The following is a 26,465-nucleotide window of genomic DNA, read 5'->3' on the forward strand; positions in this document are numbered from 1 at the left end:
CACGGTGAGCTGCCCGGCGACGATCTTCAACACCACGACACGATGCTTCGACATGCATCGCACTGTGACCTATGTCCCGACTCATCAGCGACCTATCACCTGTGACCTATGTCGTGAACCTAGACACCCCATCCTCCGCTCTTGTTCTGAGCCGCGGCACAGACGACATCTGAGTCGCGGCATGGCGACTTTCATGAACGAGACCCCGGCCGTCGGCCAGGCTCTCGCTGTGTGTCGAGGTCACCTCAGGGGTGCGCGGGGATCAACTCGGCGAGCAGCCGCTCGACGCGACTGCGGATCTCGTCGCGGATCGGCCGGACGACCTCAATCGGCTGGCCCGCCGGGTCGTCAAGCACCCAGTCCTCGTAGCGCTTGCCGGGGAAGATCGGGCAGGCATCGCCGCATCCCATCGTGATCACGACGTCCGATTCGCGGACGGCGTCCACCGTCAGGATCGTGGGCGTGTTCCCGGCGATGTCGATGCCCTCCTCGGCCATGGCCTGGATCGCGACGGGGTTGATCGCGTCCTTGGGCTCGGAGCCCGCGGAGAGCACCTCGACGCGGTCGCCGGCGAGTGCACGCAGGAAGCCGGCGGCCATCTGCGAGCGCCCGGCATTATGCACGCAGACGAACAGGACGGTGGGCTTGTCGGTCATTCGTGGAGTCCCTTCGAGTCAGAGCGGGGATGTCAGGCGCGGGGCGAGCTTGTCGATCCGGCCGGAGATCTCGGCGAACGCGGCGTCGAATGCGGCATCCGACCCGTCGCGGACCGGGTCGGGGATCGACCAGTGCACCTGCCCCGGCTCGGCCATCTCTTCGTGTGCGGTGTCGCACACGGTCACGATGAAGTCGTCGGCCTGGATCACCTCGTCGAGGCGGCGCGGCCGGGCGACGGCGAGTGTGAGGTTATGCCGCTGCGCGGCCGCGATCGCACCAGGTTCGATCCGCTCTGCGGGATGGGTCCCGGCCGACGCGGCCGGGATGTTGCTCGCCTCATGCCAGAGCGCGGCGGCGAGTTGGGATCGAGCGGAGTTGCCGGTGCAGACGAAGACGACCCGGCGCGCCGCCATCCGGGGGGCGGGGAGCAGGTCATCGAACGCGGCGTCACCGAGCCGGACGTAGGTGCGGCGCCGGTCGGCCTCAGACCGCGCACGCAGCGCCATCCCCTCGCGCTCGAGCACCGCGAGATGATGCGCGAGCAGGCTCGACGAGATCCCGAGCTGTCCCTGCAGTTCGAGCGGGGAGACGTCCCCGACCGTCAAGAGGTCGACGATGCGCAGACGCACGGGGTCGGCGAGGGCCGCGTACCGGCTGACCCGCCCATCGAGGCTCATTCGCTCATCACTCATTGACTCAATCTTGACTCAGCTATCGGATGTCGTCAAGGATGGAGGCGATGAACACCACACCGCTCTGGCGCGCCGTCGCCGCCGAGTTCCTCGGGACGGGACTCCTGGTCGCCGTCGTCGTCGGCTCGGGGATCGCCGCGCAACGCCTCTCCCCTGCCGATGCCGGACTCCAGCTCCTCGAGAACTCGACCGCCACCGCGTTCGGCCTAGCCGTGCTGATCCTCATCTTCCAGACCGTCTCGGGGTCGCACTTCAATCCGGTCGTGACGCTCGCCGATCGCGCGCTTGGTGCGGAGTCGCGAGCGATCGGGATCGTCACGTTCATCGCCGCCCAGATCCTCGGCGGCATAGGGGGCGCCATCCTCGCGAACCTGATGTTCGCCGTCCCGACCACGCTCTCCACGAAGGACCGACTCTCCGTGGGGCAGCTGCTTGGGGAGGTCGTCGCGACCGCGGGGCTACTGCTGCTGATCTTCGCGCTGGTGCGCACGCAGCGGACAGGTCTTGTCGGGCCCGCGGTCGGCGCATACATCGGAGCGGCCTACTGGTTCACCTCGTCGACGTCCTTCGCGAACCCGGCCGTGACGATCGGCCGCGTCTTCACCGATACCTTCGCCGGCATCGCCCCGCTGTCTGCGCTCGCGTATCTGGGTGCACAGCTCGTCGGGGCGGCGGTGGGCGTCGGACTCGTCCTCGCGTTCTTCCCAGCGGCGAGGAAGGCATTCGCCTGACGCGAGGCCCTCGAGCGGACCGGGTGGCCGGCATCGACCAGGCAATTTCGTCCGATCTTGCAGCCACGTCGCGCGACCGACGAGACTTGCCACAAAGGGATCGCCACCCTGGCGGCAACGGAAGAGGGAGTCAGCATGGCGGGCAGCGGAACCGAGTCGGATCCCTGGGTTCTGCGTACGCCGCCGGGGAGCTCGGAATACACGATGTACCGGGACGGCGACCAGATCGTCTGCATGGTGGGCAGCACACGCCTGACTTACCAGGCGCGCGCCATCGACGATCTTCACGAGTGGCTGCGTCAGCAGGGCGGCTGGGTGCTGCTCGGGGCGGCCGACGAGCAGAAGCCGGCGACCGAGGGCACCGTCGAAGCCTGGGGGCGTTCCGAGTCCAACCCCGTGGGTGGCTGGTACGGAACGCGGAAGGGGTACCGGGGACGGTTCGGGATGTATCTCCCACCGCTGCTGGAGGAGCTCGGCATGGTCGAGCTCGAGCACAATCCTCGGAACAACCGGGTGCGGGCCCTTGCTCAGGCGTAGGACCCGCTGAACGCCGGCCTCACCATCCGCTTCGCGTGGGCGTGTGGCCGTCGCGCGCATCGTCGGGCATCGCCATCTCGGCGCGCACGCCGAGCAGCCGCAGCGGACGGTCGGGCTCGATCTTCTCGACGAGCTTCATCGTCTCCGCGAGGACGGTGTCTCGGTCGAACGTCGCCGGGATCCTGTGCACGAGGGTCTTCGTCGAGAACGGCGCATAGCGCACCTTCAGGCCCACGCCGACCACCGGTCGCCCTTCGGCTGCGATATCCTCGAGCACTTGCGCGACGAGATCGCGGGCGGCCTGTTCGATCTCGGCGCGCTTGACGAGATCCTGCTGGAACGTGGTCTCCCGGCCGTGCCCGCGGGCCACCCACGGGGTGTCGTCCACCACCGACGAACCGTCGCCGCGGGCCAACTGGCGGTACCAGAGCCCCATCCTCGGCCCGAACTCCGCGATCAGCACGGCCTCGTCCGCGTGCGCGAGCTGCGCGACGGTGAGGATGTCGTGCGCGGCAAGCCGCTTCGAGATCTTCGACCCGACGCCCCACAGCTCCATCGTCGGCCGATCTCCCATCACCCCCAGCCAGTTCACCTCGGTGAGGCGGAACGTTCCTCGTGGCTTGCCGAAGCCGGTCGCGTTCTTGGCACGGACGAGGGTGTCGCCGATGCCGACGCTGCAGTGCAGGCGCGTCCGCGCGAGCACGGCCGCCTGCACGTGCCGCGCATACGCTTCCGGATCCTCGGTGCGCACTCCGAGGAAGGCCTCGTCCCACCCGAGCACCTGCACGATGGCGCCGGGCTGCTCGCGAAGGGTCGCCATGACCTCCGCGGATGCGGCGGTGTAGGCCGGAGCGTCGACGGGCAGGATGACGGCGTCCGGCGCCTTTCGCGCGGCGATGCGCAGCGGCATCCCCGACCCCACCCCGAACTCGCGTGCCTCGTACGACGCTGTCGAGACCACGGCCCGTTCGGTGGGATCCCCTCGGCCGCCGACGATCACCGGCTTGCCCGCGAGCTCGGGCCTGCGCAGCACCTCGACGGCCGCGATGAACTGGTCGAGATCGACATGCAGCACCCACGCGGGTGCGTGACCGGTCATGGGTCCAGTCTGACGGACCGCTAGATTCAGCACCATGACGCTCGACGACGGCCGCGACGAAAAGAGGATGCGACTGCGATACCCGGGCACGTGCCGGATCTGCGGCGCTGTGTTGCGCGCCGGCAGCGAGGCGGTTTACGAGCGCAACACAAAGACGGTGCGCTGCGTCGAATGTCCGTCGGCTGCACAGGAGTCGGCGGCCGACGACGCGGCAGCGAGCCCGGTGCCGGGCCCGCCGGAGGCGGACACCGCCGGGGCCTCCGCTCGTCGCGAGTACGAGCGTCGGGCGACGAGCCGCGAGCAGCGGGTCAGGACCGCACATCCGCGGATCGGCGGGCTCATCCTCGCGCTCTCTGACGAACCGCAGAGCACCCAGGCGTGGCAGCGGGGCGCAGTCGGCGAAGAGATCATGGCCAAACGGCTCAAGGACCTGCCCGATACCTGGCGCATGCTGCACGATCGGCGGATCCCCGGCTCGCACGCGAACATCGACCACATCGCCGTCGGGCCCACGGGAGTGTGGGTGATCGACGCGAAGCGGTACAAGGGCAAGCGTCCGGCGCTGCACCTCGAAGGCGGGATCATCCGCCCCCGCGTCGAGTCGCTGCGGATCGGCGGCCGGGATGGCACTCGGCTCGTCGCGGGCGTACAGGGTCAGGTGAAGAAGGTCGCGTCCGCGTTGGATGCCACGGCGCCGGCCATCACCATCACCGGCGTGCTCTGCTTCGTCGAGGCCGACTGGCCGCTCATCGGCGGATCGTTCACCGTGAACGGCATCCACGTGGTGTGGCCTCGGCTGCTCATCACGCGCATGATCCAAGCCCCCGACACGCCGATCGACGTGGCGGCGACCCACGCCCGCCTGGCTTCGCACTTTCCATCGGCATGATCCCGGGATAATGGCCGGATGAGCACGATCAAGACCCATCCGACCACCGCGGACGTGACGGCGTTCCTCGAGGCCGCGACGCCGCGGCGGCGACGCGAGGACGGCATCGCCCTGGCCCGCATCTTCACCGAGGTCACCGGCGTAGAGCCGGTGCTCTGGGGCCCGTCGATCGTCGGCTACGGCAGCTACCGGTACGTGTCGCCGTCCGACCCGAAGCGGCAGGGCGACTGGCCGAAGGCCGGGTTCTCGCCGCGCAAGGCGCAGCTGTCGCTGTACGGACTGAAGGATCTGCCCGACGGGGTCGTCCTGCTGCCGTCGCTCGGCACCTACACCGAGGGCGCCGGCTGCGTCTACGTGAAGACGCTCGACGACATCGACCTCGACATCCTGCGCAAGCTCATCGCCATCGCGTGGACGCGCGGCGACGATCCCGTGCCCTGACCCCGGTTCGGGGCGGATTCCTGCAGAATCGACCGCAGGATGCCGCCCCAAACGCAGGAACGCGCCCCAAACCAGGGCTGGCCGGCGCGATCAGCCCTGCGCGTCGGCCTTGCGGCTGCCCGCCTCGAGCACGTCGCCGGTGGGCAGCTCCTTGTGCCCGCCGAACTGCAGTCGCATTGCCGACAGCAGCTGGTTCGCGTACTGGTCCTCGTCGCGCGAGGCGAAGCGCTCGAACAGGGATGCCGCGAGCACCGGCGCGGGGACCCCGACATCCACCGCGGCCTTGACGGTCCACCGTCCCTCACCGGAGTCCGAGACGCGGCCGGCGAGCCCGGTCAGCTCGTGGTTGTCCTCGAGCGCGGCCGCCGTCAGATCCAGCAGCCACGACGAGATCACCGAACCGCGCCGCCACAGCTCGGCCACCTTCGGGGTGTCGATCGTGAACTTGTAGAACTCCGGCTCCTCCAGCGGCGCTATCTCGGCGGAATGCTCGGCCTCGCGGGTGCCGGCATCCGCGTTCTTGAGGATGTTCAGCCCCTCGGCGAGCGCCGCCATCACGCCGTACTCGATGCCGTTGTGCACCATCTTCACGAAGTGCCCGGCACCGCTGGGCCCGCAATGCAGGTATCCCTGCTCCTCGGGGGCGAACCTCCCCGATCGGCCGGGGGTGCGCTCGATGTCGCCGGGTCCGGGCGCGATGGTGCGGAAGATCGGCTCCAGGCGCGCCACCGCGTCATCCGGCCCCCCGATCATCAGGCAGTATCCGCGCTCGAGCCCGAACACGCCGCCGGACGTGCCCGCGTCGATGTAGTCGATACCGCGCTTCTCCAGTGCCGCGGCGCGCCGCACGTCGTCGCGGTAGTTGGAATTTCCGCCGTCGATGATGGCATCCCCCTGGGCGAACGCGTCGGCGAGCTCGTCGACGACCTTCCCGGTAATGGATGCCGGGACCATGACCCACGCGGCCCGCGGCGCCTGCAGCCTGGCGGCCAGGTCGGCCATGCTGTCGGCTGCGGTCGCGCCCTCGTCCACGAGCGCCTTCACCGCGTCGGGGTTCGTGTCGAAGACCACGCATTCGTGTCCGTCGCGCATCAGCCGGCGCACGATGTTGGCGCCCATCCGTCCGAGGCCGATCATTCCCAGTTGCATATGCTCTCCCGTGGCGACTCGTCCGTTCGCGTACCGTCGGCAGTCTAGGCCCGCCGCCCCTGCGAGCCCGGGGCGTTGACAGACGGGAGCTATCCCAGGGGTATTCCCAGCCACTGGGCGAGATCGTCGATCTCGGCGCGGACCATGTCCATCTCCTCGGGCTCGAAGGGGATCAGCTCGTGCACGGCGTTGACGTGCAGCACCCCCTCCTTCTTGTCGATCTCGGCATCCAGCAGCCCGACGAAACGGTCGCCCATGAGGATCGGATGCGCGAAGTAGCCGTAGACGCGCTGCGCCTTCGGCTTGAACTGCTCGAGGACGTAGTCGAAGTCGAACACTTCACGCAGCCGCGGACGGTCGAACAGCATCCCGTCGTACGGGTTGAGGAACGCGACACGGCCGTCCACCTCCTCGTCCACCCGCGCGAGCGCCTCGGGGTCGACGCGCCACTTCCACTTCGACCCCTCGACCCGCGCCGGCTCCCCGGCCTCGCGCACGGGAGTCCACGGCGAGTTCTGCTTCGCGATGCCGGCCGCCTGCAGGCGGCGCTCCGCCAGCATGCGCACCGCCTCGTCCTCCGGGTACTCCGGCAGACTCTGCGGGAACACGCGCTCGGCGATGTCCCACACACGGGTGCGCCCGGAGCGGCCGGCCACGGCAACGACACCCTGCCGCGCGAGCACCTCGAGCATCCGCGGCACCTGGTTCGGCCCGTACCAGCCGTCCGCGGAGTCGGCCACGACGGCGGCGGTGTCGGGGATGCCGTCGGCGGTCATCGGACCTTCCGCCCGCAGCCGGGCGAGGACGTCCTTCCGGAATGCGTCGTTGGCCTCGAGCCACTGCCGTGTCTTCTCGTGCCGGGGCCCCCGCCGCATCGCCGGCAGCATCAGCGGCAGCAGGCTCGTCGGGCGGAACGTGCCGTCGTACTCGAACAGCAGGCGGTCGTCCTCGACGCTCTTGTGCAGCTGCCCGGGCTCGTACGACCAGCCGATCCGGGTCCACAGCGTCGTGTGCTCGCACGGCGCTATCACCGCCGTCGGGTCGATCTTGATGTAGCCGAGCTGCTCGGCCACCTCGACGACATCCCCGGGCCGGTCGGCGTCCAGCAGCTGGGCGCGCACGACGATGCGCCGCGCCTGGTCGCGGGTCAGCTCATGCACCACCCGCCCGACAGTACCGTGCGCCGGCGACACCGGAAAGAACCGGCGCCGCCGGCGCGGGGACGGGATGCCGAGCTCAGCCCTTGGAGACCGTGACGCTGACGGGCGTGGGGTTGGCGAAAAGGTCGAATACCGGGCAGTTCGCGTCGACGGCCGCGCGCAGCTGCTCGTACCGCTCCAGCGACTCGGGCCCGGTGAGCTGCACGTGCAGCCGGATGTCGCCGAACCCGGGCCGGACTTCGGGGTCCTTGCCGAGCAGCCGCGCCGCGTCGAGGTCGCCCTCGGCGCGGACGCGGATGTCGTCCACCTGGATGCCGAGGACCTGCGCGTACAGCCGGTACACCACGACCTGACAGCCGATCAGTGCGCCGAGGGCGTATTCGACCGGGCTGGCCGCGTCGTCGTCGCCGGCGAGGGCGGCGGGCTCGTCGATGAAGAACTCGTGGCGCCCTGCGGTCACGCGGGTGGCGACGGCGCCTTCGGCGACGCCCTCCACCCGGTAGGTCAGGTGCGCGGACGTGCGGTCGGCGTCGATGCGCGCGCCCCAGTCGCCGCCCGCGGCGATCAGGCGTTCGGCGCGCTCGGCGGCGGTGATGTCGGTGTCGGTGAGGGTGGGTGAGAGTGAGGTCATGTCCGGGACGGTACTGGGACGCTCAGGACCGTGTCACGCGGCCTCGACACACGCGGTCACCGACCGACACACGCGGTCACCGCGCGACCTACGCGGTCACCGACCGACATCCGGTGTCACACGACGGCGGGTGCGAGGTCCTTCATCGACTCCAGCGTGACGTCCACGCGCGGGGGCAGCACGGCCGGGTGCGTGCCCGCCATCTCCTCGATGACGCGGACCACCTGGCAGCTGTAGCCGAACTCGTTGTCGTACCAGACGTAGACGATGACGTTGTCGTCGTCCGCGATAGTGGCCAGGCCGTCGACGATGCCGGCGCGGTGCGAGCCGACGAAGTCCGTGGAGACCACTTCGGGCGACTCGATGTAGTCCACCTGCTGGCGCAGCTTCGAGTGCAGCGACACCGCGCGCAGGTAGCCGTTCAGCTCGTCGCGGGCGGCGGGGCGCTGCAGCGTGAGGCTCAGGATCGCGAGCGACACGTCGGGGGTGGGGACGCGGATAGCGCTGCCGGTGAGCTTGCCGGCCAGCTGCGGCAGCGCCTTGGCGACGGCCTTCGCGGCGCCGGTCTCGGTGATCACCATGTTCAGCGCCGCAGAGCGTCCGCGGCGGCTGCCCTTGTGGAAGTTGTCGATGAGGTTCTGGTCGTTCGTGTACGAGTGCACGGTCTCGACGTGCCCGCGGACTATCCCGTAGGCTTCATCGATCGCCGCGAGCACCGGCGTGATGGCGTTCGTCGTGCAGGATGCCGCGGACAGCACGCGGTCGGTCGCAGCGATGTCGCCGTGGTTGATCCCGTGCACGATGTTCTTCACGTCGCCCTTGCCGGGTGCGGTCAGCAGCACGCGCGCGACGCCCTTCGAGCGCAGGTGCTGCTCGAGACCCTCGCGGTCGCGCCAGCGGCCGGTGTTGTCGACGACGATCGCGTTGTGGATGCCATACGCGGTGTAGTCGACGGTGGCGGGGTCGTTCGAGTAGATCACCTGGATCAGCGTGCCGTTGGCGAGGATCGTGTTGTTCTCGGTGTCCACGGTGAGCGTGCCCGCGAACGGGCCGTGCACGGAGTCGCGCCGCAGCAGGCTCGCGCGCTTCACGAGGTCGTCCTCACTGCCCTGCCGGACGACGATGGCGCGCAGCCGCAGCCCCGACTCGCTGCCGGCGTGCGAGATGAGCAGCCGTGCCAGCAGACGCCCGATCCGGCCGAAGCCGTACAGCACGACATCCTTCGGCTCCGGCTCTCCGTCGTCCTCCACGAGGATCTCGGCCACCTCGCCGCGCAGGAACTCGACGAGGTCGCCGCCCTGCCCGCGTGCGACGTACGCGGCGTGCAGCCGCGCGATGTCCAGCGACGCGGGCCCCGGGTGCAGCGCGGTGAGCGCCTCGAGCACGGCCGTCGAGGCATCCAGGCTCAGCTCGTCGGCACCGGCCTGCCGGGCGAACTTGTGCGCCTTGATGAGGTCGATCGAGTTGAGCCCGATCAGGCGCCGGCCGTGGATGGAGGTCACCACCCCGCGATTGCGGTACAGGCCGCCCACGAGCGGGATCAGGCGCTCGGCCTGCTCCTCGCGGGCGATCCAGGTGCGGCGGTGGATGTCGACCGGGCTGTTCACGGCGCTCCTTCGTGTGCCGTACCGGACGTCTCGGGCCGACGGCATCGTTGCGGGTTCCAGGCACGCCGATGCGTGCGGAACAAGGGGATCACCGGCCATTCTACCCGGGCCGCAACTGGGTACCCGCCCTGAGAGAATGGGGGGATGTCGCGCATCGCCTGGTCCTTCGTCGCCGACGCGGCCCTCGTCGTCGTGTTCGCCGTCGTCGGCCGTGCGAGCCACCACGAGACAGTGGACCTGCCGGGCCTGGCGAGCACGGCCTGGCCGTTCCTCGCCGGGCTGGCGATCGGGTGGCTGGTCACCCTCGCCTGGCGCGCGCCCACCCGGCCGTGGCGCACGGGCCTGGGCGTCTGGGCGGTGACCCTGGTGGCCGGGATGCTGCTGCGCGCGGCCGTCGGGCAGGGGACGGCACTGCCGTTCGTCATCGTCGCGGCGGCGTTCCTCCTGGTCGCACTGGTGGGCTGGCGGCTGATCGCGACGGTCGTCGGCCGGCGGCGCGCGCGCGGCGCGCCGGCCGACAGCATCCATTCACCGGAATAGGCCAACGGGGCGTACGGTTGCAACCACCATGCAGCGATTCGGAACCCTCTCGTTCGGGCACTACGGACCCCTCGGCGGCGGGCGCCAGCTCACGGCCGCCGACTCGATGCTGCAGGCCATCGACCTCGCCCAGGGGATGGACGAGCTGGGCGTGGACGGCACGTACTTCCGCGTCCATCACTTCGCGCGACAGCAGTCCTCGCCGATGCCGCTGATGGCGGCCATAGCGGCGCGGACGCAGCGGATAGAGGTGGGCACCGGCGTCATCGACATGCGGTACGAGAACCCGCTGCACCTCGCCGAGGAGGCCGCGGCGCTCGACCTGATCAGCGGCGGCCGGCTCGCGCTCGGGGTGAGCCGCGGGTCACCCGAGACCGTGGTGCGCGGGTACGAGGTGTTCGGGTACACCGGATCGACCGATCCGCGCGCCGCCGATATCGCCCGCGACCATTTCGCGCTGTTCATGCGCGCCGTGGACGGCGAGGGGCTCGCCGAGCGCGACGCGTCCAGCCCGTTCGGGGGCGGAACGGGGATGCAGCGGGTCGAGCCGTACTCGCCGACGCTGCGCTCGCACGTGTGGTGGGGCGCCGGGTCCCGCGAGACCGCCCAGTGGGCGGGACGGGTCGGGGTGAACCTGATGTCGTCGACGCTGCTCACGGAGGATCGCGGCATCCCGTTCGACCAGTTGCAGGCCGAGCAGCTGGAGGCGTTCCACGCCGCGTGGCATGAGGCGGGGCACGCGGGCACGCCGCGCACGTCGGTGAGCCGGTCGGTGTTCCCGCTCGTGACGGCGGAGGACCACCTCTACTTCGGGCACAGCCGGGAGGGCGAGGGCGTCGGCTACATCGACGGGTTCCGCTCGACGTTCGGCCGCACGTACGCGGCGGAGCCGGACGTGCTCGTCGAGCAGCTGACGCAGGATGCCGCGGTGCAGGCCGCCGACACGCTGATGCTCACGATCCCGAGCCAGCTCGGCGTGGAGTTCAACCTGCGGATTGTGGAGTCGTTCGCCAAGCACGTGGCGCCCGCCCTCGGCTGGACCCCCACGACGGAGCGCTCCCTTCCTGCGTGAGGTGACGCGTTCGGCGGGAATTCTCTCGCTCTAAGCCGCCATTCGCGTCCCCTCACGCCGGGGCGGGATGTCTCAGGCCGACGCGGCCTGGGCGCGGAGGCGGCGCCGCAGGTCATCGAGGTGCTCGATCACGATGCGGCGCAGCGCGTGCGGAGCGTCGGCCCGGGCGGTGAGCCACCCCTGCGCCGCGCGCACGTCGGGATGCGTGTGCTCGTCGCCGTCGGCGAGCTCGGTGTCGGACGGGAAAAGGCCCGCGACCACGCGGGTCGCCTGCCCCTGGCTCTGCGCGGTCCACACGTCCTCGATGCGCCGCCAGTACTCCGCGCCGTGCCCGGCGCCCGCACCGGTCGGGTCCACAGCGAGGCCGTCGATCGTCGCCTGCAGGTGGTCGTTGGAGAGCACCGCACCGGCGGCATCCCGCCCGGTGTAGGCGGCCTCGCGCGCGGCATCCTTCACCTCTGCGTCCGGACGGGCAGCCAGCGCGCGGGTCAGTCCGGTTGCCGACACCGCCGTCGGAGCGTGCTCGTGCGCGGCGCGCAGCGCATCTGCGTCCACGCGCCCGTGCGCGCTGAGCACGACCAGGGCGCCCCACGTGAGCTCCTCGCCGAGCGCGACGTCCGCATCATCCAGCCAGGAGCGCACGACATCGAGCAGCGGCGCCACCGGGTCCTGAAGGTCCCCGAGCGTCGCGAACAAAGTCCGCAGCAGCACGGTGCGCCGGTCCGAGGGCGCTGGGTCGTCGACGACGGCATCGACGAGGAACGTGGCCCAGCGCGACAGCAGCCGCTGCCGCTGGGCGGCGGTCGTGTACGACGCGAGCCCCGCGGATGCCTGCAGCAGCACCTGCGCGAGCACTCCGGAGTCCTCGATGAGGTGCTGGTTCGCGACGACACCGTCGGCGAAGCGCTCCACGGGCAGTTCGGCGTCGCGCACCATGTTCCACGCCCCGGCGAGTGCGGTCGCGCGCGCGAGCTCGTCGTCGAGACCGGCATCCAGCACGACCTGCAGGGAGTGCGGATCCTGCACGACCTTGGCGTACGTGAGATCGCCGTCGTTCGGCAGAAGCACACGGTCCGCGGGGGTGCCGACAAGCTCCGGCAGCGGCGTCGCGGCGCCCTCCACGCGCACCGGGTGCGCGGTCTCGAACCGTGCCGGGCCGTCGCCGTCCGGCGCGTACACGCCGATCCGGGCGACGTGCGGCCGCAGCACCTCCTCGCCGGTGCGCGGGTCGACGCCGTCCTGGTGCAGCACCGCAGCTGCGATTGTCCCGTCCGCCACCGTCGTCTCGATCCGCAGCCGGTTCACTCCGGCCGTCGTCAGCCACGCCTGCGCCCAGCCGCGCATGTCGCGGCCGGACGCCTCATGCAGGGCGCCCAGGAAGTCGTCGAGCGTCGTGTTTCCCCACGCGTGCTGCGCGAAGTACGCGCGGGCTGCGGCGAGGAACGTGTCCGGTCCGACGAACGCCGAGAGCTGCTTGAGCACGGACGCGCCCTTCGCGTACGTGATCCCGTCGAAGTTCTGATCGGCCGCCTCGAGGTCGACGATGTCCGCGACGATCGGGTGGGTCGTGGGGTACTGGTCCTGCCGGTATGCCCACGCCTTGCGCCGTGACGCGAACGTCGTCCACGCCGTCGTGAAGTCGGTCGCCTCGTCGACGGCCAGAGTGCCCACATAGTCCGCGAACGACTCCTTGAGCCACAGGTCGTCCCACCAGGTCATCGTCACGAGGTCGCCGAACCACATGTGGCACATCTCGTGCAGGATCGTGTTCGCCCGCTGCTCGTGCTGCGCCTGCGTGGCCGGCGAGGTGAACACGTACCGCTCGGTGAAAGTGACCAGTCCCGGGTTCTCCATCGCGCCGAGGTTGTACTCCGGCACGAACACCTGGTCGTACTTGCCCCACGGGTAGGCGACGTCGAAGTGTCGGTGGAACCAGTCCAGCCCGCGCTTGGTGATCTCGAACACCGCGTCGGGATCCATGCTGTCGGCCAGCGACGCGCGGGTCGCGATGCCGAGGGGGATCGCGACCTCGACACCGGATGCCGTGCGCCCGGCGTACTGGTCGTGCCACTGCGTGTAGGGCCCGGCCAGGAACGTCGTGATGTACGTCGACATCGGCTCGGTCACCGCGAACACCCGGGTGCTCGTGCCGTCGCCGGCGGGATGGTGCGACTGGAGCGCCCCGTTCGCGGCGACATGCCAGGAGTCGTCGGCCGTGATCGTCACCCGGAACCGCGCCTTCAGATCGGGCTGGTCGAAGCACGGATAGATCCGGCGGCAGTCCACGGGCTCGTTCTGCGAGTACAGGTACGTCGCCCCGTCAGCCGGGTCGACGAACCGGTGGACACCTTCCCCCGACCGCGAGTAGATCGACTCCGACGCTATGACGACCTCGTTGTGCGCGGCGAGCGGGCCGAGCACGATGCGGGCACCGTCGACGGCGGCGGCGACATCCTGCTCCACCCCGTTCAGGACGATGGATGCCACGTGGGCGCCGAGGTAGTCGAGGAACGTGGACGCCCCGGGCTCCGCATCGAAGCTCACCCGGGTGCGCACCGGGTAGGTGTCGACGGCGGTATCCGCGGCACGCGAGAAGTCGACGTCGACGGTGTAGTCGTGCGTGCGCACGGTGCGGGCGCGGGCGGCCGCCTCGTCACGGGTGAGGTTCTCGTTGTCGGGACGGGGAATGTCGGTCATTCCCCCAGTCAATCACCGTGCGAAAAGAGGAGAGAACACTCATCTTTCCGAGCCGCTCGCTCTCTTTCGCGCGCTTTCAGGCGGGTCTAATGTGACGCACGGCGGATTGCCATTTGCAGACCGAAAGCGAGTCGAAGATGATGCGTCCACGCCGCCTGGCGGCCGTTTCTGTCACCGCCGCACTGACCCTGGCCCTGAGCGCGGTGGGTGCCGTCTCGGCCCAGGCGCTCTCCCCGGGGCACTCCCCCACGTCGTCCGCGTCGCAGACGCTCACCCCGCGCACGCACTTCACGATGGCCGCGGACGGGTCGAGCGGTCTCACCCAGGGCGGCGAGGGCATCCCGAACATCGACATCGTGAAGAAGACGATAGCGACCTATTATGGCGACCCGGGGACCGGCATCGCGAACAAGACCGCCTCGCCGTACATCTCCGAGATGGACCGCATCGTCGCGGCCCTGAAGAAGCGGCTGCCCCACTACCTCGCGCAGTCGCGGCGCTCCGGCAAAACCCCCGCGATCGTCGTGGACACCGACGACACGATGCTGTTCACGTACGACATGGAAGTCGGCGACATGCACTTCGTGTTCGATCCCGCCGAGCAGAACGCGTGGGTGCAGGATCAGCGGTTCCCGGCGACCCCGGGCATGGTCGACCTGGTCACCACCGCCCGCGCGCTGGGCTTCGCGGTGATCGGGATCACCGGTCGCAGCGACGCGCAGAAGGCGGCATCCATCCAGAACGTCACGAACGTGGGATACCCGGGCTTCACCGCCGCGAACTACTACACGAAGTGGCCCACCGGCGCGCAGCCGTCCTACATCGCGTGCGTGACGACGTCATGCACCACAGTCGAGTTCAAGGCCGGCACGCGCCGGCACCTGGAGCAGGACCTCGGCTACGACATCGCGGTGAACATCGGCGACCAGTGGTCGGACCTGCAGGGCGGCTACGCCGACCACGTGCAGAAGCTGCCGAACCCGACGTACTACCTGCCCTCCCCCGACCTGCCGGGCCTGCACGAGCCGCGCCTCGCGCCGCGCACGCACTTCACGATGGCCGCGGACGGGTCGAGCGGCGCGACGCAGGGCGGCGAAGGCATCCCGAACATCGACGTCGTGAAGAAGACGATCGCCGCCTATTACGGCGACCCGGGGACGGGGATCGCGAGCACGACGGCCTCGCCGTACATCAGCGAGTTGCGCACGCTGCTGCGCCACCGGCTGCCGGCGATCGCCGCGCAGTGCCGCAACGCCGACCGCCGTCACGAGAACCCGGCGGTCATCCTCGACGCCGACGACACCACGCTGTGGACGTACGACATGGAGGTGGCCGACATGCACTTCGTGTTCAACCCCGCCGAGCAGGATGTCTGGGTGCAGGCCGAGCGGTTCCCGGCGACGCCCGGGATGGTCAGCGCCACGGCGATGCTGCAGCGGGCCGGGTGCACGCTGATCGGGCTCACCGGCCGCAACGACGGGCAGAAGGCCGCGACGCTCGGCAACCTCGCGAAGGTCGGCTACACCGGGCTCACCGCCGCGAATTACTACACGAAGTGGACCGGCGTCGGCACCTCGCAGCAGCCGTCGTACATCACGTGCGCGACGGCGAAGTGCACGACGATCGAGTACAAGTCCCAGACGCGGGCGCACGTGGAGAGCGCGCCCGGCGGCGGATACCGGATCGTCGCGAACTTCGGCGACCAGTTCAGTGACCTGATCGGCGGGTACGCCGACCGCGTCGTGAAGCTGCCGAACCCGACGTATTACCTGCCCTAGGGGAATGGGGACGGATGCCGCGGGCCGGCCGGCTCGCGGCATCCGTCATGCCCGGGCGGCGACTGCCGACATCGCTCAACTCGCAGGAAAACCTGCGTCCCGGCCCGCCGGACCCGGCGTGTCGTGCGGCCGCGCACAGAATCTCCTGCGACCTGGACACGGCCGCGCCCGGCCGCGTCAGGCGTAGAAGCCGTCGCGCAGGTGGATGCCGTGCTCGACCCACATCTTCAGCGCGGCGAGCATGCCGGTCCAGCCTTCGCAGTTGCCGAACGCGCTGCGGGCGCCGTCCGGCGAGACCTGCCACGACGACTCGGTGATCGTGACGAGCGTGCGCGCACCGTCGTCGATCGACTCGAACTCGAACGTGGCGGTGGTCGTGCCGTCGGCGGCGGTCGTCGCGGTCCCGCCCCAGCGGATCACAATCCGGGTCGGCGACTGCGCCTCCACCACCTCGACCGGGAACCGGCCCGGGTAGTCGTGGAAGTCCCACGTCACCTCGTTCCCGGGTTCGAGTCGCCCGCGTGCACCGGCGGTCGTGAAGTAGTGCGACAGCTGCTCGGGATCGGCCACGGCGTCGTACACCTCGGCGATCGGGCGCGCGACACGTCCCGACACGGTGAACGTCAGCTCGCTCAGTTCGGTAGACATGTTGTATTTTTACAACATGTCTACCGCATCGCGCAAGACCCCGGTCGACGACAATCGCGTGTTCAAGGCGCTGGCGTCGCCCGTGCGTCGGCGCATCCTGGACGCGCTGAAGGCGGAGCCGCGGACGACCGGCGCCGTCTGCGACCTGTTCGCCGAGCTCGATCGCACCACGGTGCTGCAGCATCTGCGGGTGCTCGAGGCGGCCGAGCTGGTCACCGGGCGGCGTGTCGGGCGCGAGCGGCATCTGTCGCTCGCGCCGCTGCCGATCAAGCGCATCCACGACCGCTGGATCGACGGGTACACCCGCGCGGCCGTCGAACTGCTCGCGCGGCTCGACGAAGGGTGAGCGTCATCCACTACCGCAGCGGCAGCGGGCCGAGGGCCGCCTCGACGTCGCGCGCGGCGGCGAGCGCCGCGGCTTCGCCGTGCATCGGTCCGATCAGCTGTACCGCGGTGGGCAGGCTGTCGCCGCCGAGCCCGGTGGGTACGGTGACGGCGGGAAGGCCGAGGAAGTTGACGGCGACCGTGAGCCGGAGCGCGCGCCAGGCGGCATCCGCCTCCTGCTGTCCGCCGAGATCGAAGTCCGGCCGCGGCAGCGGATCGGTGAAGACCGGCCCGAGCACGACGGGGTGCTCGACCTGCAGGCGGCGCCACTCGGCCTCGACCACCGCACGACGAGCCCACGCCCGCGCGTAGTCCGCGGCGGAGTCGAACGGCCGCGCAGCGGCGGTGCTGTCGCGCAGGAACCGGGTCGCGGACCGGCCCAGCGGCATCGGCAGCCGCGACGGGTCGAGGCTCCACAGCATGTCGGTGCAGGCGAGCTGCCGCCACAGGACCGCCGCCTCCTCGAGCAGTGGGAGCTCGGCATCCACGAGAACCCAACCCGCGGTTCGCAGGGCGGCAGCGGCGCGGTTGATGCCAGCCGCGACATCCGGGGCGACACCCCACCCCAGCGGATCGCGGACGACGATCGCGCGCCGCGGGCCATCGTAGCCGGACACCGGCGCGAGATCCTCGGAGACGGGGTCGTCGGCATCCCACCCCGCGATGATGTCGAGGGTCCGCTCGAGGTCGTCGACGCGGCGGGCGAGGACTCCGCTGGAGGCGAAGCGCTGCAGCGTGAGCGCGGGGCCCGGGTCACGCACGGCGCCGCGAGGCACGCGGCCGGTCGAGGGCCGCAGCCCGCAGATGCCGAGAGCGGCGGCGGGAAGGCGGATCGATCCGCCGAAGTCATTGCCGAGGCCGAGAGCGCTCATCCCGGTCGCCACCGCGACGGCGTCGCCGCCGCTGGAGCCGAACGTTGTGCGGCTCGGGTTCCAGGGGTTGACGGTGCGGCCGAACAGGTCGTTGTCGGTGTCCCACCGCATCCCGAAATCCGGCATGTTGCCGCGGCCGATCGGGATCGCGCCGGCGGCGCGTATCCGGGCCACGACCGTCGCGTCGCGGTCGGGCACCGCGTCCGCGAGGCCCCGCCATCCCTCTGTCGTCGCGGACCAGCTGAGGTCGATGTTCTCCTTGACCGAGATCGGCACGCCGCCGAGCGGCCCGGGGTCGCCGCCGGCCGCGATAGTGCGGTCGACGTCGTCCGCGGCCCGCCGCGCCCGGTCGGCGAACACGACGGGGAGGGCGTTCAGCCCCGCGTTGAGCGCGTCGATGCGCGCGAGGTGCGCGTCGACGACCTCTGCCGCCGACGCCCGGCGAGCGCGGATGTCGGCGGCCAGGGCGAACGCGCCGGGCAGGGGGGATGTCGTGCTCATCGCCTCCATCACAGCACAGCGCGAGGCCGTGCACGGCGGCGTGATGGTCCGCCCACCGGTTCAGTCGTCACGAAACGCGGGTTCGGGAGCATCTGGGTCGCACTTCGCGACGACCGAACGGGATGGTGGAATGCCTGGACTCGATTCAGTCGTCACGAAACGCGACATCGCGGGCGCCCAAGTCGCACTTTGCGACGACCGAACATGTACATCGACGACCGAACCGCGGGTGAGAGGGATGCTGCGACTCAGCGCGCGGCGGGGTCGAGCGCGGCGGAGTCGAGCGGCGCCGGCTGCGCGATCCGCACCCGGTCCGTCCGCGTGTAGACGTTCATCGTGGTGCCGCGGACGAAACCGACGAGGGTGATGCCGGATGCTTCGGCGAGGTCGACCGCGAGCGACGACGGCGCCGACACGGCCGACAGCATCGGGATGCCTGCCATGGCGGCCTTCTGCACAAGCTCGAAGCTGGCCCGGCCCGACACCTGCAGCACCGTGCCGCGTGCGGGGAGCCGGTCGTTCAACACCGCCCAGCCGACGACCTTGTCGACGGCGTTGTGCCGTCCGACATCCTCGCGCAGCACCAGCATCCGCCCCGTCTGCGCATCGAACAGCGCGGCGGCGTGCAGTCCTCCGGTCTTCTCGAACACGTCCTGGTGGGCGCGCAGCGCGTCCGGCAGCGACGAGATGAACGCGGCATCCACCGCCATCGGGTCGGCGGCCGCGTCGAACGACGACGTGAGCGACACCTGGTCGATCGAGGCGACGCCGCAGACTCCGCAGGCGCTCGTGGTGACCGAACGGCGGGCGCGCGCCGCGTCCGGCGGCGGTGTCCCCGGTGCAAGGGTGACGTCGAGCACGTTGTAGGTGTTGCCGTCGGTCTGTGCCAGCAGCGGGCGCGGCCCGGTCTCGACGATGCGGCCGCCGGTCCCGGGGCCGCCGCAGTGGATCGCAGACCCGAACTGCTCGGAACGGGTGATGACGCCCTCGGCCACGAGATAACCCGCGGCGAGCTCGACATCGTGCCCCGGCGTGCGCATCGTGACGGTGAGCGCCTCGCCGCCGATCCGGATCTCCAGCGGCTCCTCGACCGCGAGCGTGTCGGAGCGCCGCGCTGTGTGGTCGCCGTCGTCCGTGCCGACGGTGACGCGCAGAATCGGCTTGTGCACGGTGATGCGTCCCACGTCGCCTCCTTCGCACCTCAGGCCGTGGATCGTCGACGATCCCTTCCTCTCGAGGGTACTCGCGGGGGCGGCCGGCGGCGCCGTGCCGTCCATCGTGTGGAAACGGGCGGTGCGCGCCGGTAGCGTCGAAGGATGGTCCTCTCGGTGCGGCCGGCGACGGATGCCGATGCCCGCGCTATCGCCACGATCCGTGTCCGCTCGTGGAAGGCGGCATACGCGGGACTCATCCCGGACGTGCTGCTCGAGCACCTGGATGCTGAGTACGAGGCCGAGCGCCGTGCGCAGCACTGGGCCGAACATCACGCCGATCCGCGCAGTGCGGAGTTCATCGCGTTGCGCGACGGGCTGGCCGTCGGGTGGGCGTCCGCCGGACCGTGCCGCGACGACGACGGTCCCACCCGCGGCGAGCTGTATGCGCTGTACGTCCTGCCCGACCACTGGTCGACGGGGGCGGGGCACGCCCTGATCACGCAGGCCGAGGAGAGCCTGCGGGGGTCGGGCTTCCGCGTCGCGTCGCTGTGGGTACTCGACGGGAATGACAGAGCAGCGCGGTTCTATGAGCGGCACGGATGGCGCGAGGACGGCACCGTCAAGGACGACGAGCGGATCGTGCGCAACACCGGGGTCCCTGCACTGCGCGAGCGGCGCCGCGTCCGCGATCTCGACGAGGCGGGGCGCGAGTAGATCCCGGCGTCCCGGGTCGTGTGCGCTGTGGACTTCCGCACGTGCGCCACACTTCGACATCCGCGCCCGTTCACCGGCTGCGGGATCGCACGCGCTGCACTTTCCGACATCCGCGCCAGCGAATCCCTGGCGCGGACGCGGAATCGTGCAGCGCGAGCGCGGAGCGACTGCCACGCACGGCATCGCGCGCAACGAATCCGCATCCGCGCTACTCCGCGACATCCGCGCCTCTTCTGGCAGGCCGCGGATCGCACGCGCTGCACTTTTCGACATCCGCGCCAGCGAATTCGTGACGCGAACGCGGATTCGTGCAGCGCGAACGCGGAGCGACTGCCACGCACGGCATCGCGCGCCACGAATCCGCATCCGCGCTACTCCGCGACATCCGCGCCTCTTCTGGCAGGCCGCGGATCGCACGCGCTGCACTTTTCGACATCCGCGCCAGCGAATTCGTGACGCGAACGCGGATTCGTGCAGCGCGAACGCGGAATCGTGCAGCGCGAACGCGGAATCGTGCAGCGCGAACGCGGAATCGTGCACCGCGAACGCGGAGGACCGCCGCGCGCGCGGCGCGACCGCCGGATGCCGCGCCTCAGCCGCCGATGTAGGACATCTCGACGTGCTCGGCGGGCGCCGTCGCCTGGGCGCGCAGCTCCGAGTATCGGTCGTCGCGCACCGCCCACAGGCCGGCCAGAGCGTCGCGGACCGCGTCGTCGTCCGCGCCCGAGCGCAACAGCGCCCGCAGGTCGTGGCCGCGCGCCGCGAACAGGCACGTGAACAGCTTCCCGTCGGCCGAGATCCGCGCGCGCGTGCACGCTCCGCAGAACGGCGCGGTCACGCTCGAGATGGCGCCGACCTCGCCGGCCCCGTCGAGGTACCGCCAGCGCGTCGCCGTCTCGCCCGGGTAGGCGGGCGGCACCGGCTCAAGCGGATGTACGGCACAGATCCGCTCGATCACCTCGGCCGAAGGGACGACCTCGGCGAGGTTCCAGCCGTTCGTGGTTCCGACATCCATGAACTCGATGAACCGCACCGTGACACCGGTGCCGCGGAAATGCTCCGCCACCGAGAGGATGTCGTGGTCGTTCACGCCGCGCTTGACGACGGTGTTGACCTTGACCGGTAGACCCTGCTCGCGGGCGACGCGGATGCCGTCGAGGACCCGATCGACGGGGAAGTCGATGTCGTTCATGGCCCGGAAGGTGGCGTCGTCCAGCGAATCCAGCGACACCGTGACGCGGCTCAAACCCGCTGCCCGCAGCGCGGGCGCCTTGTGCGCGAGCGCGGAGCCGTTCGTGGTCAGGGCTATATCCAGCGGCGTCCCGTCCGGGGTGGGCAGGGCCGCCAGCATCCGGACCAGCTCCTCGAGGTCGCGGCGCAGCAGCGGCTCGCCGCCGGTGAGCCGGAGCTTGCGCACGCCGAGCTCGATGCCGGCGCGCGCGACGCGGGTGATCTCCTCGAATGTGAGCAGCAGCTCCCTCGGCAGGAACGCGTAGTCGCGCCCGAAGATCTCCTTCGGCATGCAGTACACGCAGCGGAAATTGCACCGGTCGGTCACCGAGATGCGCAGATCCTGGAGTGCACGACCACGCGTATCGCGCACGGGACGCCCCGGGTCGGGGATGCGCACAGGGACGCTGCGCCGTCCCGTGGTGCGCACCCGGCCGGGCGCGGGTGCGAGCGACCCGTCGGGCAGCGTGCTCGTCACCGGTGTCCCTCCTAGATCGACTGGCGGTATCCGAAGAACTCGTGGTCCTGGTTATATCCACCGTAGCCGCCGCCCAGGGCGGTGAAGTCCTCCACGAACTCGATGCCGCGGATCCACTTGACCAGCTTGAACCCGAGCTGCACCTCGTTGCGCAGACGCAGCGGAGCACCGTGGCCGTAGGAGAGCGGCTCGTCGTTCATGTCGTACGCCAGCATCGTGAGCGGATAGTTCATCTGCTCGATGGGATGCGCGTCATAGTACGTGCCGCCGTCGGGCCCGTCGCCCAAGGAGTAGAAGACGACCCACTTCGCCTTCGGGTCGGGCTGGACGAGCTCGAGGATCGTCGACATCGACACGCCCGCCCACTTCGCCACTCCCGACCATCCCTGGATGCAGAAGTGCTGGGTGATCTGCTCGTGGTGCGGAAGCTCCCGCAGCTCGGCGATGCCGAGTTCGACCGGGTTGGCCACGAGTCCCCCGATCCTCAGCCGGTAGTCGGCGAAGTTGTTCTCGAACAGGGCGCGGTACTCGTCCGTCTCGGGGTACTTGCCGTTGTGCCACAGGTACGGCGAGATGTCCTTCTCGGTGTACTGACCGGGTTTCGCGTCCACGTGCTCGAACAGGCGCTGCGCGGGCCCGATCAGGGCGTACCCGACGCGCTGGATGAGCCGGGGCTTGCGCAGGGTCAACGGCGACGCGCCCACCCAGCCGACGATGACCACCACCATCGACGCCGCGAAGATCCAGAAGCCGACCCAGGTTCCGTCGTTGCGGCCCGCGTACATGTGGTTGAGGTTGTGCAGGGCGCCGGTCGTGAACACGAGCGTGACGTGCACCACGATGAACAGGAGGAACCAGCACAGCACCAGGAAATGCAGCGAGCGGGCGACTTGGATGCTGAACCGCGAACTGATCCAGCGCATGCGTGTGGACAGGGCCGGCGACATCCCCAGACCGGTGATCACGGCCAGCGGAGCGGCGATGAAGATCGTGATGAAGTAGGCCAGCAGCTGGAGGCTGTTGTATGCGTACCAGCCGTTCTCCAGCGGCCAGTCGAGGGACGCGTACTGGATCGCGACGGACAGCGCGTTGGGGAAGACGTCCCAGCTCGTGGGCACCAGTCGCGTCCAGTGTCCGGTCACGAACAGGAGGATGACGAACACCAGGCCGTTCAGCAGCCAGAGGGTGTCGACGCCGAGGTGCCACCAGCGCGCCAGACCGATGGAGTGCCGGAGCCCCGGAAGGCCGATCCAGCCCGGCACGTTGACGGAGTCCTGCTTCGCGGTCCACAGCGGGTCCTCCGGAACCGGCTTCTGGAAGCGGAACCACTCACGTCCTGGGGTGGAATGCCGTGTCCAGTACAGCCGCGGGTGGTCGGTGAGGATCTGCACGCCCGACCGGATGATGAAGATCATCAGGAACAGGTTGAGGAAGTGCTGCCAGCTCACCCACGCCGGGAAGCCGGCGAACGCCGCGGCATCGGGGCGCAGCACCGTTCCCGGGTAGCGAGCGATGAAGTCCTTCACGCCGGGCAACTCGCGCAGGCCCTGCGCGATCGCGATCATCGCAACCAGCGCGACGAACCCCAGGGGGATCAGCCACAGCAGGTTGAACCACTTGTCGCGCCCCACGCGCAGGTGCGGCGCGGTGCCCCGCGCATCCGGGACCGAGCCCGCCCAGGTGCGCGGATCGATGGTGTCCTCGGGCTGCTTCAGCCGTAGCCGGAATTCGCGGACCGTGTCCGGTGTGATTGCCGGATCGGCGGGCGCGGGAAGGTCCGATCGACCGGTGGGGTCAGGGGTCGGCGCGAGCTCGTTGCTGTCCACGCTCTCAGGTTAGGGGGCGTCCCCGGGTTTCCACAACGTTTCTCCAGCGCACCGTGATGATCGCACCCCGCGTCACCCCGGCGTCGGGCGGCATCCGCAGCTCGACGTCCTCGCCGGCGCGGGTGCGCGCACGCACGACGACGTGACCGTCCGCCACCTGCACGCCGTCGACCCGCGCGGACCAGCCCTCCCGGCCGGGCAGCGTCGCCGCCACCGCCGCCACGAACACGGTGGCCGGGGCATCCAGCACCGCCCGCACGTCGCCCTGCTGCGTGATCCGACCCCCCTCCAGCACGACGAGCCGTCCGGCGAGGGACTCCGCGTCCACGGCATCGTGCGTGGCGACGAGCGCGGTCGTCCCGGTCTCGCTCAGCTGAGCGCGCAGCAGGCTGCGGATGCCGGCGGCTGTCTCCGGGTCGAGGGAGGTGAGCGGCTCGTCCAGCAGGAGCAGGCGCGGCGCGGTGGCGAGCGCCCGCGCGAGCGCCACCCGCTGCTGCTGCCCGCCGGACAGCTGCGCAGGCCGGCGGTCGCCCATCCCGACCAGCCCCACCCGTTCCAGCCAGACGTCTGCCTCCGCCCGGGCGACCGCGCGTGCGGTGCCCCGGGCCCGTGGCCCGAATGCTATGTTCTCGCGGGCCGACAAATGCGGGAACAGTCGCGGCTCCTGCCCGAGCAGCACGATCCCGCGCCGCTGCGGGGCGACGCGGGGGCCGGATGCCGCATCCACCGTGCGCTCGTCGAGGAACACCTGCCCCGCCGTCAGCGGCACGAACCCGGCGATCGCGTCGAACAGCGTGGACTTGCCGGCTCCGGACGGCCCCATCACCGCGACGATCTCCCCCGCACCCGCCTGCAGTTCCACGTCGAGCGCGTACGCGCCGCGCTGCACGCGGACGCGGGCGTCGAGGGCCGCCCCGGTCATCGCACGCCCCCGGCAACCGGGCCGGCGCTCGGTCGCCACGCCCGCACGAGCAGCAGCACGAGGACCGCGGTGACCAGCAGCAGCAGCGACAGTGCGACCGCCGACCCCTGCGTGACGCCCGCGCCGTTGAACGCTGTATAGATCGCGAGCGGCATGGTCTGCGTGGTGCCCGGTGCGTTCCCCGCGAACAGCGCCGTGGCGCCGAACTCGCCGATCGCCCGCGCGAAGCACAGGATGACGCCGGACAGCAGCCCCGGCGCCGCCAGCGGCAGCGTCACCCGCCGCAGGATCGTCCAGCGCCCGGCTCCGAGCGCGGCGGCGGTCCGCTCGTAGTCCACGCCGGACGTGCGCAGCGACCCCTCCAGGGCCAGCACGAGGAACGGCAGCGCCACGAACGTCTGCGCGAGGATGACGGCGGTCGTGGTGAACGGGATCTGCCACCCGGTGCCGGCGAGCCAGCCGGCGCGGCCGAACAAGAACAGCAGCGCGAGGCCGCCCACCATCGGCGGGAGCACGAGCGGCACCGTGACGAGGGCGCGCAGCACGGAGGCCAGCCGGGCACCGGCGCGGGCGATCAGCAGTGCCAGCGGCACTCCGACCAGCACGCACAGCGCCGTCGCGACCAGGCCCGTCGTCACCGAGAGCCGCAGCGCGTCCAGCGCCTCGGTCGAGGTGATGTCCGCCCACAGCGTCGACCACTGCACTCGTCCGACGAGCGCGGCCAGCGGCAGCACCAGGAACGCGAGGCCGACCACGGCCGGGATGGCGAGGATCGGCGGTGCATACCCGCGGCGGATCACGGCGCCCCGAATCCGAACGAGGCGAGGATCCGCCGGCCGTCCGCGCCGGTGACGAAGTCGACGAACGCGCGCGCCGCGGCGGGGTTCGGCGCATCGTCGAGCACGACGATCGGGTAGGAGTTGACGACTGCGCCGGCGCCCTCCGGCACGATGGTCTCCACCTGGTCGGTCGCGGTGGCGGCATCCGTTCTGTACACGAGGCCCGCGTCGGCCTCGCCGGTGCGCACCTTGGTGAGGACCGCGGTGACGTTCTGCTCCTGGCTGGCGGGCGTCACCGTCACGCCGGCGTTGTGCAGCAGGGTCCGGGATGCCGCGCCGCACGGCGCCTCGGGCGCGCACAGCACCGTCGTCACGCCGTGCTTGGCGAGGTCGGCGAGGCCGCGGATGCGGGCGGGGTTGCCCTTCGGCACGACGATCACGAGCGTGTTGCGGGCGAAGACGACGGGGTGAGATGCCAGGCCGGGTCCGGTGACTCGCTCCATGTTCTTCTGGTCGGCGGACGCGTACACGTCGACGTTCGCGCCGGCGAGGATCTGCGTGGCGAGGGTGCTCGAGCCGTCATAGCTTGCGGTGACGTGCACGTACGGGTGCCCGGCGGTGAACTCCGCGATGGCCGTGTCGAACGCGCCCTTCAGCGACGCAGCGGCCGAGACGGCGACGTCCCCGCCGATCCCGGCGGCGGACCGGCTCGGCGCGCCGGCGCCGGCGCCCGCGCAGCCGGCGAGGACGAGGGCGAGGGATGCCGCGGCGAGGACGGCCGTGCCGCGCAGGTGCGTGCGGAGCATGGCGTCAGGTCCGCGGTGTCTCGACGATGACGGTGGTGGCCTTGACCACGGCGACCGCCAGCGAGCCGACCTCGAGGCCGAGTTCGCGCACGGCCTCGGCCGTCATCAGCGACACGACCCGGTGGGGGCCCGCCTGGATGTCGACCTGGGCGGCGACCCCGTCGACGGTGACGGCCGTGACGAGCCCGGTGAAGCGGTTGCGGGCGCTGGAGAGGACGTCGGTGGGGTCGGCCGCCGCCGTGGAGAGCTCGACGGCGCGGCGTGCGAGCGCGTCGCCGGGGATCTCGGCCGGCGACGCGTCGGTGACCGGAAGCAGACCCTGCTCCACCCAGCGGCGGATCGTGTCGTCGCTGACCCCGAGCAGACGCCCGGCCTGCGAAATCTTGTAGCTTGCGGACATCCGGTCACAATATCACCGCATCTGCGGGTATCGCCGTGATTTCCTCCGCGTGGATGCTGCCGGCGTCGGCG

26 protein-coding genes are annotated in these 26,465 nt (G+C 70.6%); 9 read left to right on the plus strand and 17 right to left on the minus strand.

Annotated features, from left to right (window positions below):
• Positions 1 to 245: 245 nt before the first annotated feature.
• Both GH740_RS00005 and GH740_RS00010 read right to left on the minus strand, forming a co-directional pair.
• Positions 246 to 656 (minus strand): arsenate reductase ArsC, encoded by a 411-nt coding sequence (locus GH740_RS00005; RefSeq protein ID WP_153744101.1) that lies wholly within the window; start codon positions 654 to 656, stop codon positions 246 to 248.
• 18 nt (positions 657 to 674) lie between these two features.
• Positions 675 to 1,349 carry an ArsR family transcriptional regulator gene (locus GH740_RS00010; protein WP_153744102.1) on the minus strand — a complete coding sequence of 225 codons (675 nt, stop codon included), beginning with the start codon at positions 1,347 to 1,349 and terminating at the stop codon, positions 675 to 677.
• Positions 1,350 to 1,387: 38 nt separating this feature from the next.
• Here GH740_RS00010 and GH740_RS00015 point away from each other — a divergent pair, with 38 nt between their 5' ends.
• Positions 1,388 to 2,080, plus strand: a complete 693-nt coding sequence (locus GH740_RS00015; protein ID WP_216644896.1) for an aquaporin — start codon at positions 1,388 to 1,390, stop codon at positions 2,078 to 2,080.
• 135 nt (positions 2,081 to 2,215) lie between these two features.
• The gene (locus GH740_RS00020; RefSeq protein ID WP_153744104.1) at positions 2,216 to 2,617 is read left to right on the plus strand and encodes a DUF6855 family protein; all 402 of its coding nucleotides are present in this window, start codon (positions 2,216 to 2,218) and stop codon (positions 2,615 to 2,617) included.
• Between the two features lie 19 nt (positions 2,618 to 2,636).
• On the opposite strand, the gene GH740_RS00025 is transcribed toward GH740_RS00020, so the two are convergent.
• A complete protein-coding gene (locus tag GH740_RS00025) occupies positions 2,637 to 3,716 on the minus strand; it encodes a DNA polymerase IV (RefSeq protein WP_153744105.1) in 1,080 nt (359 codons plus the stop codon).
• Positions 3,717 to 3,750: 34 nt separating this feature from the next.
• Between GH740_RS00025 and GH740_RS00030 the strand changes: the two genes are divergently transcribed.
• Positions 3,751 to 4,605: a nuclease-related domain-containing protein gene (locus GH740_RS00030; RefSeq protein WP_153744106.1), complete on the plus strand. Its 855-nt coding sequence runs from the start codon at positions 3,751 to 3,753 to the stop codon at positions 4,603 to 4,605.
• Between the two features lie 18 nt (positions 4,606 to 4,623).
• A complete protein-coding gene (locus GH740_RS00035; protein ID WP_153744107.1) occupies positions 4,624 to 5,046 on the plus strand; it encodes a DUF1801 domain-containing protein in 423 nt (140 codons plus the stop codon).
• Between the two features lie 90 nt (positions 5,047 to 5,136).
• Here the strand turns inward: GH740_RS00035 and gnd are convergent, their stop codons facing one another.
• The 4 genes from gnd to GH740_RS00055 form a co-directional block, all read right to left on the minus strand.
• Positions 5,137 to 6,183: a phosphogluconate dehydrogenase (NAD(+)-dependent, decarboxylating) gene (gene gnd, locus GH740_RS00040; RefSeq protein WP_253941141.1), complete on the minus strand. Its 1,047-nt coding sequence runs from the start codon at positions 6,181 to 6,183 to the stop codon at positions 5,137 to 5,139.
• A 101-nt stretch (positions 6,184 to 6,284) separates the two neighbouring features.
• Positions 6,285 to 7,358, minus strand: a complete 1,074-nt coding sequence (locus GH740_RS00045) for a crosslink repair DNA glycosylase YcaQ family protein (protein ID WP_367640061.1) — start codon at positions 7,356 to 7,358, stop codon at positions 6,285 to 6,287.
• 73 nt (positions 7,359 to 7,431) lie between these two features.
• The gene (locus tag GH740_RS00050; protein WP_153744109.1) at positions 7,432 to 7,986 is read right to left on the minus strand and encodes an OsmC family protein; all 555 of its coding nucleotides are present in this window, start codon (positions 7,984 to 7,986) and stop codon (positions 7,432 to 7,434) included.
• A gap of 116 nt (positions 7,987 to 8,102) precedes the next feature.
• A complete protein-coding gene (locus tag GH740_RS00055; RefSeq protein WP_367640064.1) occupies positions 8,103 to 9,593 on the minus strand; it encodes a glyceraldehyde-3-phosphate dehydrogenase in 1,491 nt (496 codons plus the stop codon).
• Between the two features lie 144 nt (positions 9,594 to 9,737).
• Here GH740_RS00055 and GH740_RS00060 point away from each other — a divergent pair, with 144 nt between their 5' ends.
• A complete protein-coding gene (locus GH740_RS00060) occupies positions 9,738 to 10,133 on the plus strand; it encodes a DUF3054 domain-containing protein (protein ID WP_153744111.1) in 396 nt (131 codons plus the stop codon).
• Between the two features lie 28 nt (positions 10,134 to 10,161).
• Positions 10,162 to 11,205, plus strand: a complete 1,044-nt coding sequence (locus GH740_RS00065) for an LLM class flavin-dependent oxidoreductase (protein WP_153744112.1) — start codon at positions 10,162 to 10,164, stop codon at positions 11,203 to 11,205.
• A gap of 72 nt (positions 11,206 to 11,277) precedes the next feature.
• On the opposite strand, the gene pepN is transcribed toward GH740_RS00065, so the two are convergent.
• Positions 11,278 to 13,902 carry an aminopeptidase N gene (pepN, locus tag GH740_RS00070; protein ID WP_153744113.1) on the minus strand — a complete coding sequence of 875 codons (2,625 nt, stop codon included), beginning with the start codon at positions 13,900 to 13,902 and terminating at the stop codon, positions 11,278 to 11,280.
• Positions 13,903 to 14,039: 137 nt separating this feature from the next.
• On the opposite strand from pepN, the gene GH740_RS00075 reads away from it, so the two are divergent.
• Complete coding sequence (locus GH740_RS00075; protein ID WP_153744114.1) at positions 14,040 to 15,680, plus strand: HAD family acid phosphatase; 1,641 nt, start codon at positions 14,040 to 14,042, stop codon at positions 15,678 to 15,680.
• Between the two features lie 177 nt (positions 15,681 to 15,857).
• Here GH740_RS00075 and GH740_RS00080 read toward each other — a convergent pair whose 3' ends face one another.
• The gene (locus tag GH740_RS00080) at positions 15,858 to 16,328 is read right to left on the minus strand and encodes an SRPBCC domain-containing protein (protein WP_153744115.1); all 471 of its coding nucleotides are present in this window, start codon (positions 16,326 to 16,328) and stop codon (positions 15,858 to 15,860) included.
• A 16-nt stretch (positions 16,329 to 16,344) separates the two neighbouring features.
• On the opposite strand from GH740_RS00080, the gene GH740_RS00085 reads away from it, so the two are divergent.
• The gene (locus GH740_RS00085) at positions 16,345 to 16,674 is read left to right on the plus strand and encodes a helix-turn-helix transcriptional regulator (RefSeq protein WP_216644868.1); all 330 of its coding nucleotides are present in this window, start codon (positions 16,345 to 16,347) and stop codon (positions 16,672 to 16,674) included.
• A 10-nt stretch (positions 16,675 to 16,684) separates the two neighbouring features.
• On the opposite strand, the gene GH740_RS00090 is transcribed toward GH740_RS00085, so the two are convergent.
• Positions 16,685 to 18,085, minus strand: coding sequence for an amidase (locus GH740_RS00090; protein WP_253941142.1), 1,401 nt, complete (start codon positions 18,083 to 18,085; stop codon positions 16,685 to 16,687).
• Positions 18,086 to 18,333: 248 nt separating this feature from the next.
• Entirely contained in the window at positions 18,334 to 19,269 is a 936-nt protein-coding gene (fdhD, locus tag GH740_RS00095) for a formate dehydrogenase accessory sulfurtransferase FdhD (protein WP_367640068.1), read from the minus strand.
• Positions 19,270 to 19,401: 132 nt separating this feature from the next.
• Between fdhD and GH740_RS00100 the strand changes: the two genes are divergently transcribed.
• Positions 19,402 to 19,953: a GNAT family N-acetyltransferase gene (locus tag GH740_RS00100; RefSeq protein WP_153744118.1), complete on the plus strand. Its 552-nt coding sequence runs from the start codon at positions 19,402 to 19,404 to the stop codon at positions 19,951 to 19,953.
• 592 nt (positions 19,954 to 20,545) lie between these two features.
• On the opposite strand, the gene moaA is transcribed toward GH740_RS00100, so the two are convergent.
• The 6 genes from moaA to GH740_RS00130 all read right to left on the minus strand — a co-directional run bounded on the left by moaA (position 20,546) and on the right by GH740_RS00130 (position 26,394).
• Positions 20,546 to 21,556 carry a GTP 3',8-cyclase MoaA gene (moaA, locus tag GH740_RS00105; protein ID WP_367640670.1) on the minus strand — a complete coding sequence of 337 codons (1,011 nt, stop codon included), beginning with the start codon at positions 21,554 to 21,556 and terminating at the stop codon, positions 20,546 to 20,548.
• Between the two features lie 116 nt (positions 21,557 to 21,672).
• Positions 21,673 to 23,487, minus strand: a complete 1,815-nt coding sequence (locus tag GH740_RS00110; protein WP_216644869.1) for a molybdopterin-dependent oxidoreductase — start codon at positions 23,485 to 23,487, stop codon at positions 21,673 to 21,675.
• 4 nt (positions 23,488 to 23,491) lie between these two features.
• Positions 23,492 to 24,409 (minus strand): ABC transporter ATP-binding protein, encoded by a 918-nt coding sequence (locus GH740_RS00115; protein ID WP_153744119.1) that lies wholly within the window; start codon positions 24,407 to 24,409, stop codon positions 23,492 to 23,494.
• On the minus strand, positions 24,406 to 25,209 hold the full coding sequence (locus GH740_RS00120; RefSeq protein ID WP_367640071.1) for an ABC transporter permease: 804 nt from the start codon (positions 25,207 to 25,209) through the stop codon (positions 24,406 to 24,408). Before GH740_RS00120 ends, GH740_RS00115 begins: the two co-directional genes overlap by 4 nt.
• Positions 25,206 to 25,994: a molybdate ABC transporter substrate-binding protein gene (modA, locus tag GH740_RS00125; protein WP_153744120.1), complete on the minus strand. Its 789-nt coding sequence runs from the start codon at positions 25,992 to 25,994 to the stop codon at positions 25,206 to 25,208. The genes GH740_RS00120 and modA overlap by 4 nt, the downstream gene beginning before the upstream one ends.
• A 4-nt stretch (positions 25,995 to 25,998) precedes the next feature.
• Positions 25,999 to 26,394, minus strand: coding sequence for a molybdopterin-binding protein (locus tag GH740_RS00130; protein ID WP_153744121.1), 396 nt, complete (start codon positions 26,392 to 26,394; stop codon positions 25,999 to 26,001).
• Positions 26,395 to 26,465: the final 71 nt, after the last annotated feature.

It is taken from the genome of Microbacterium sp. SYP-A9085, assembly GCF_009649635.1.
Taxonomy (GTDB): Bacteria; Actinomycetota; Actinomycetes; order Actinomycetales; family Microbacteriaceae; genus Microbacterium.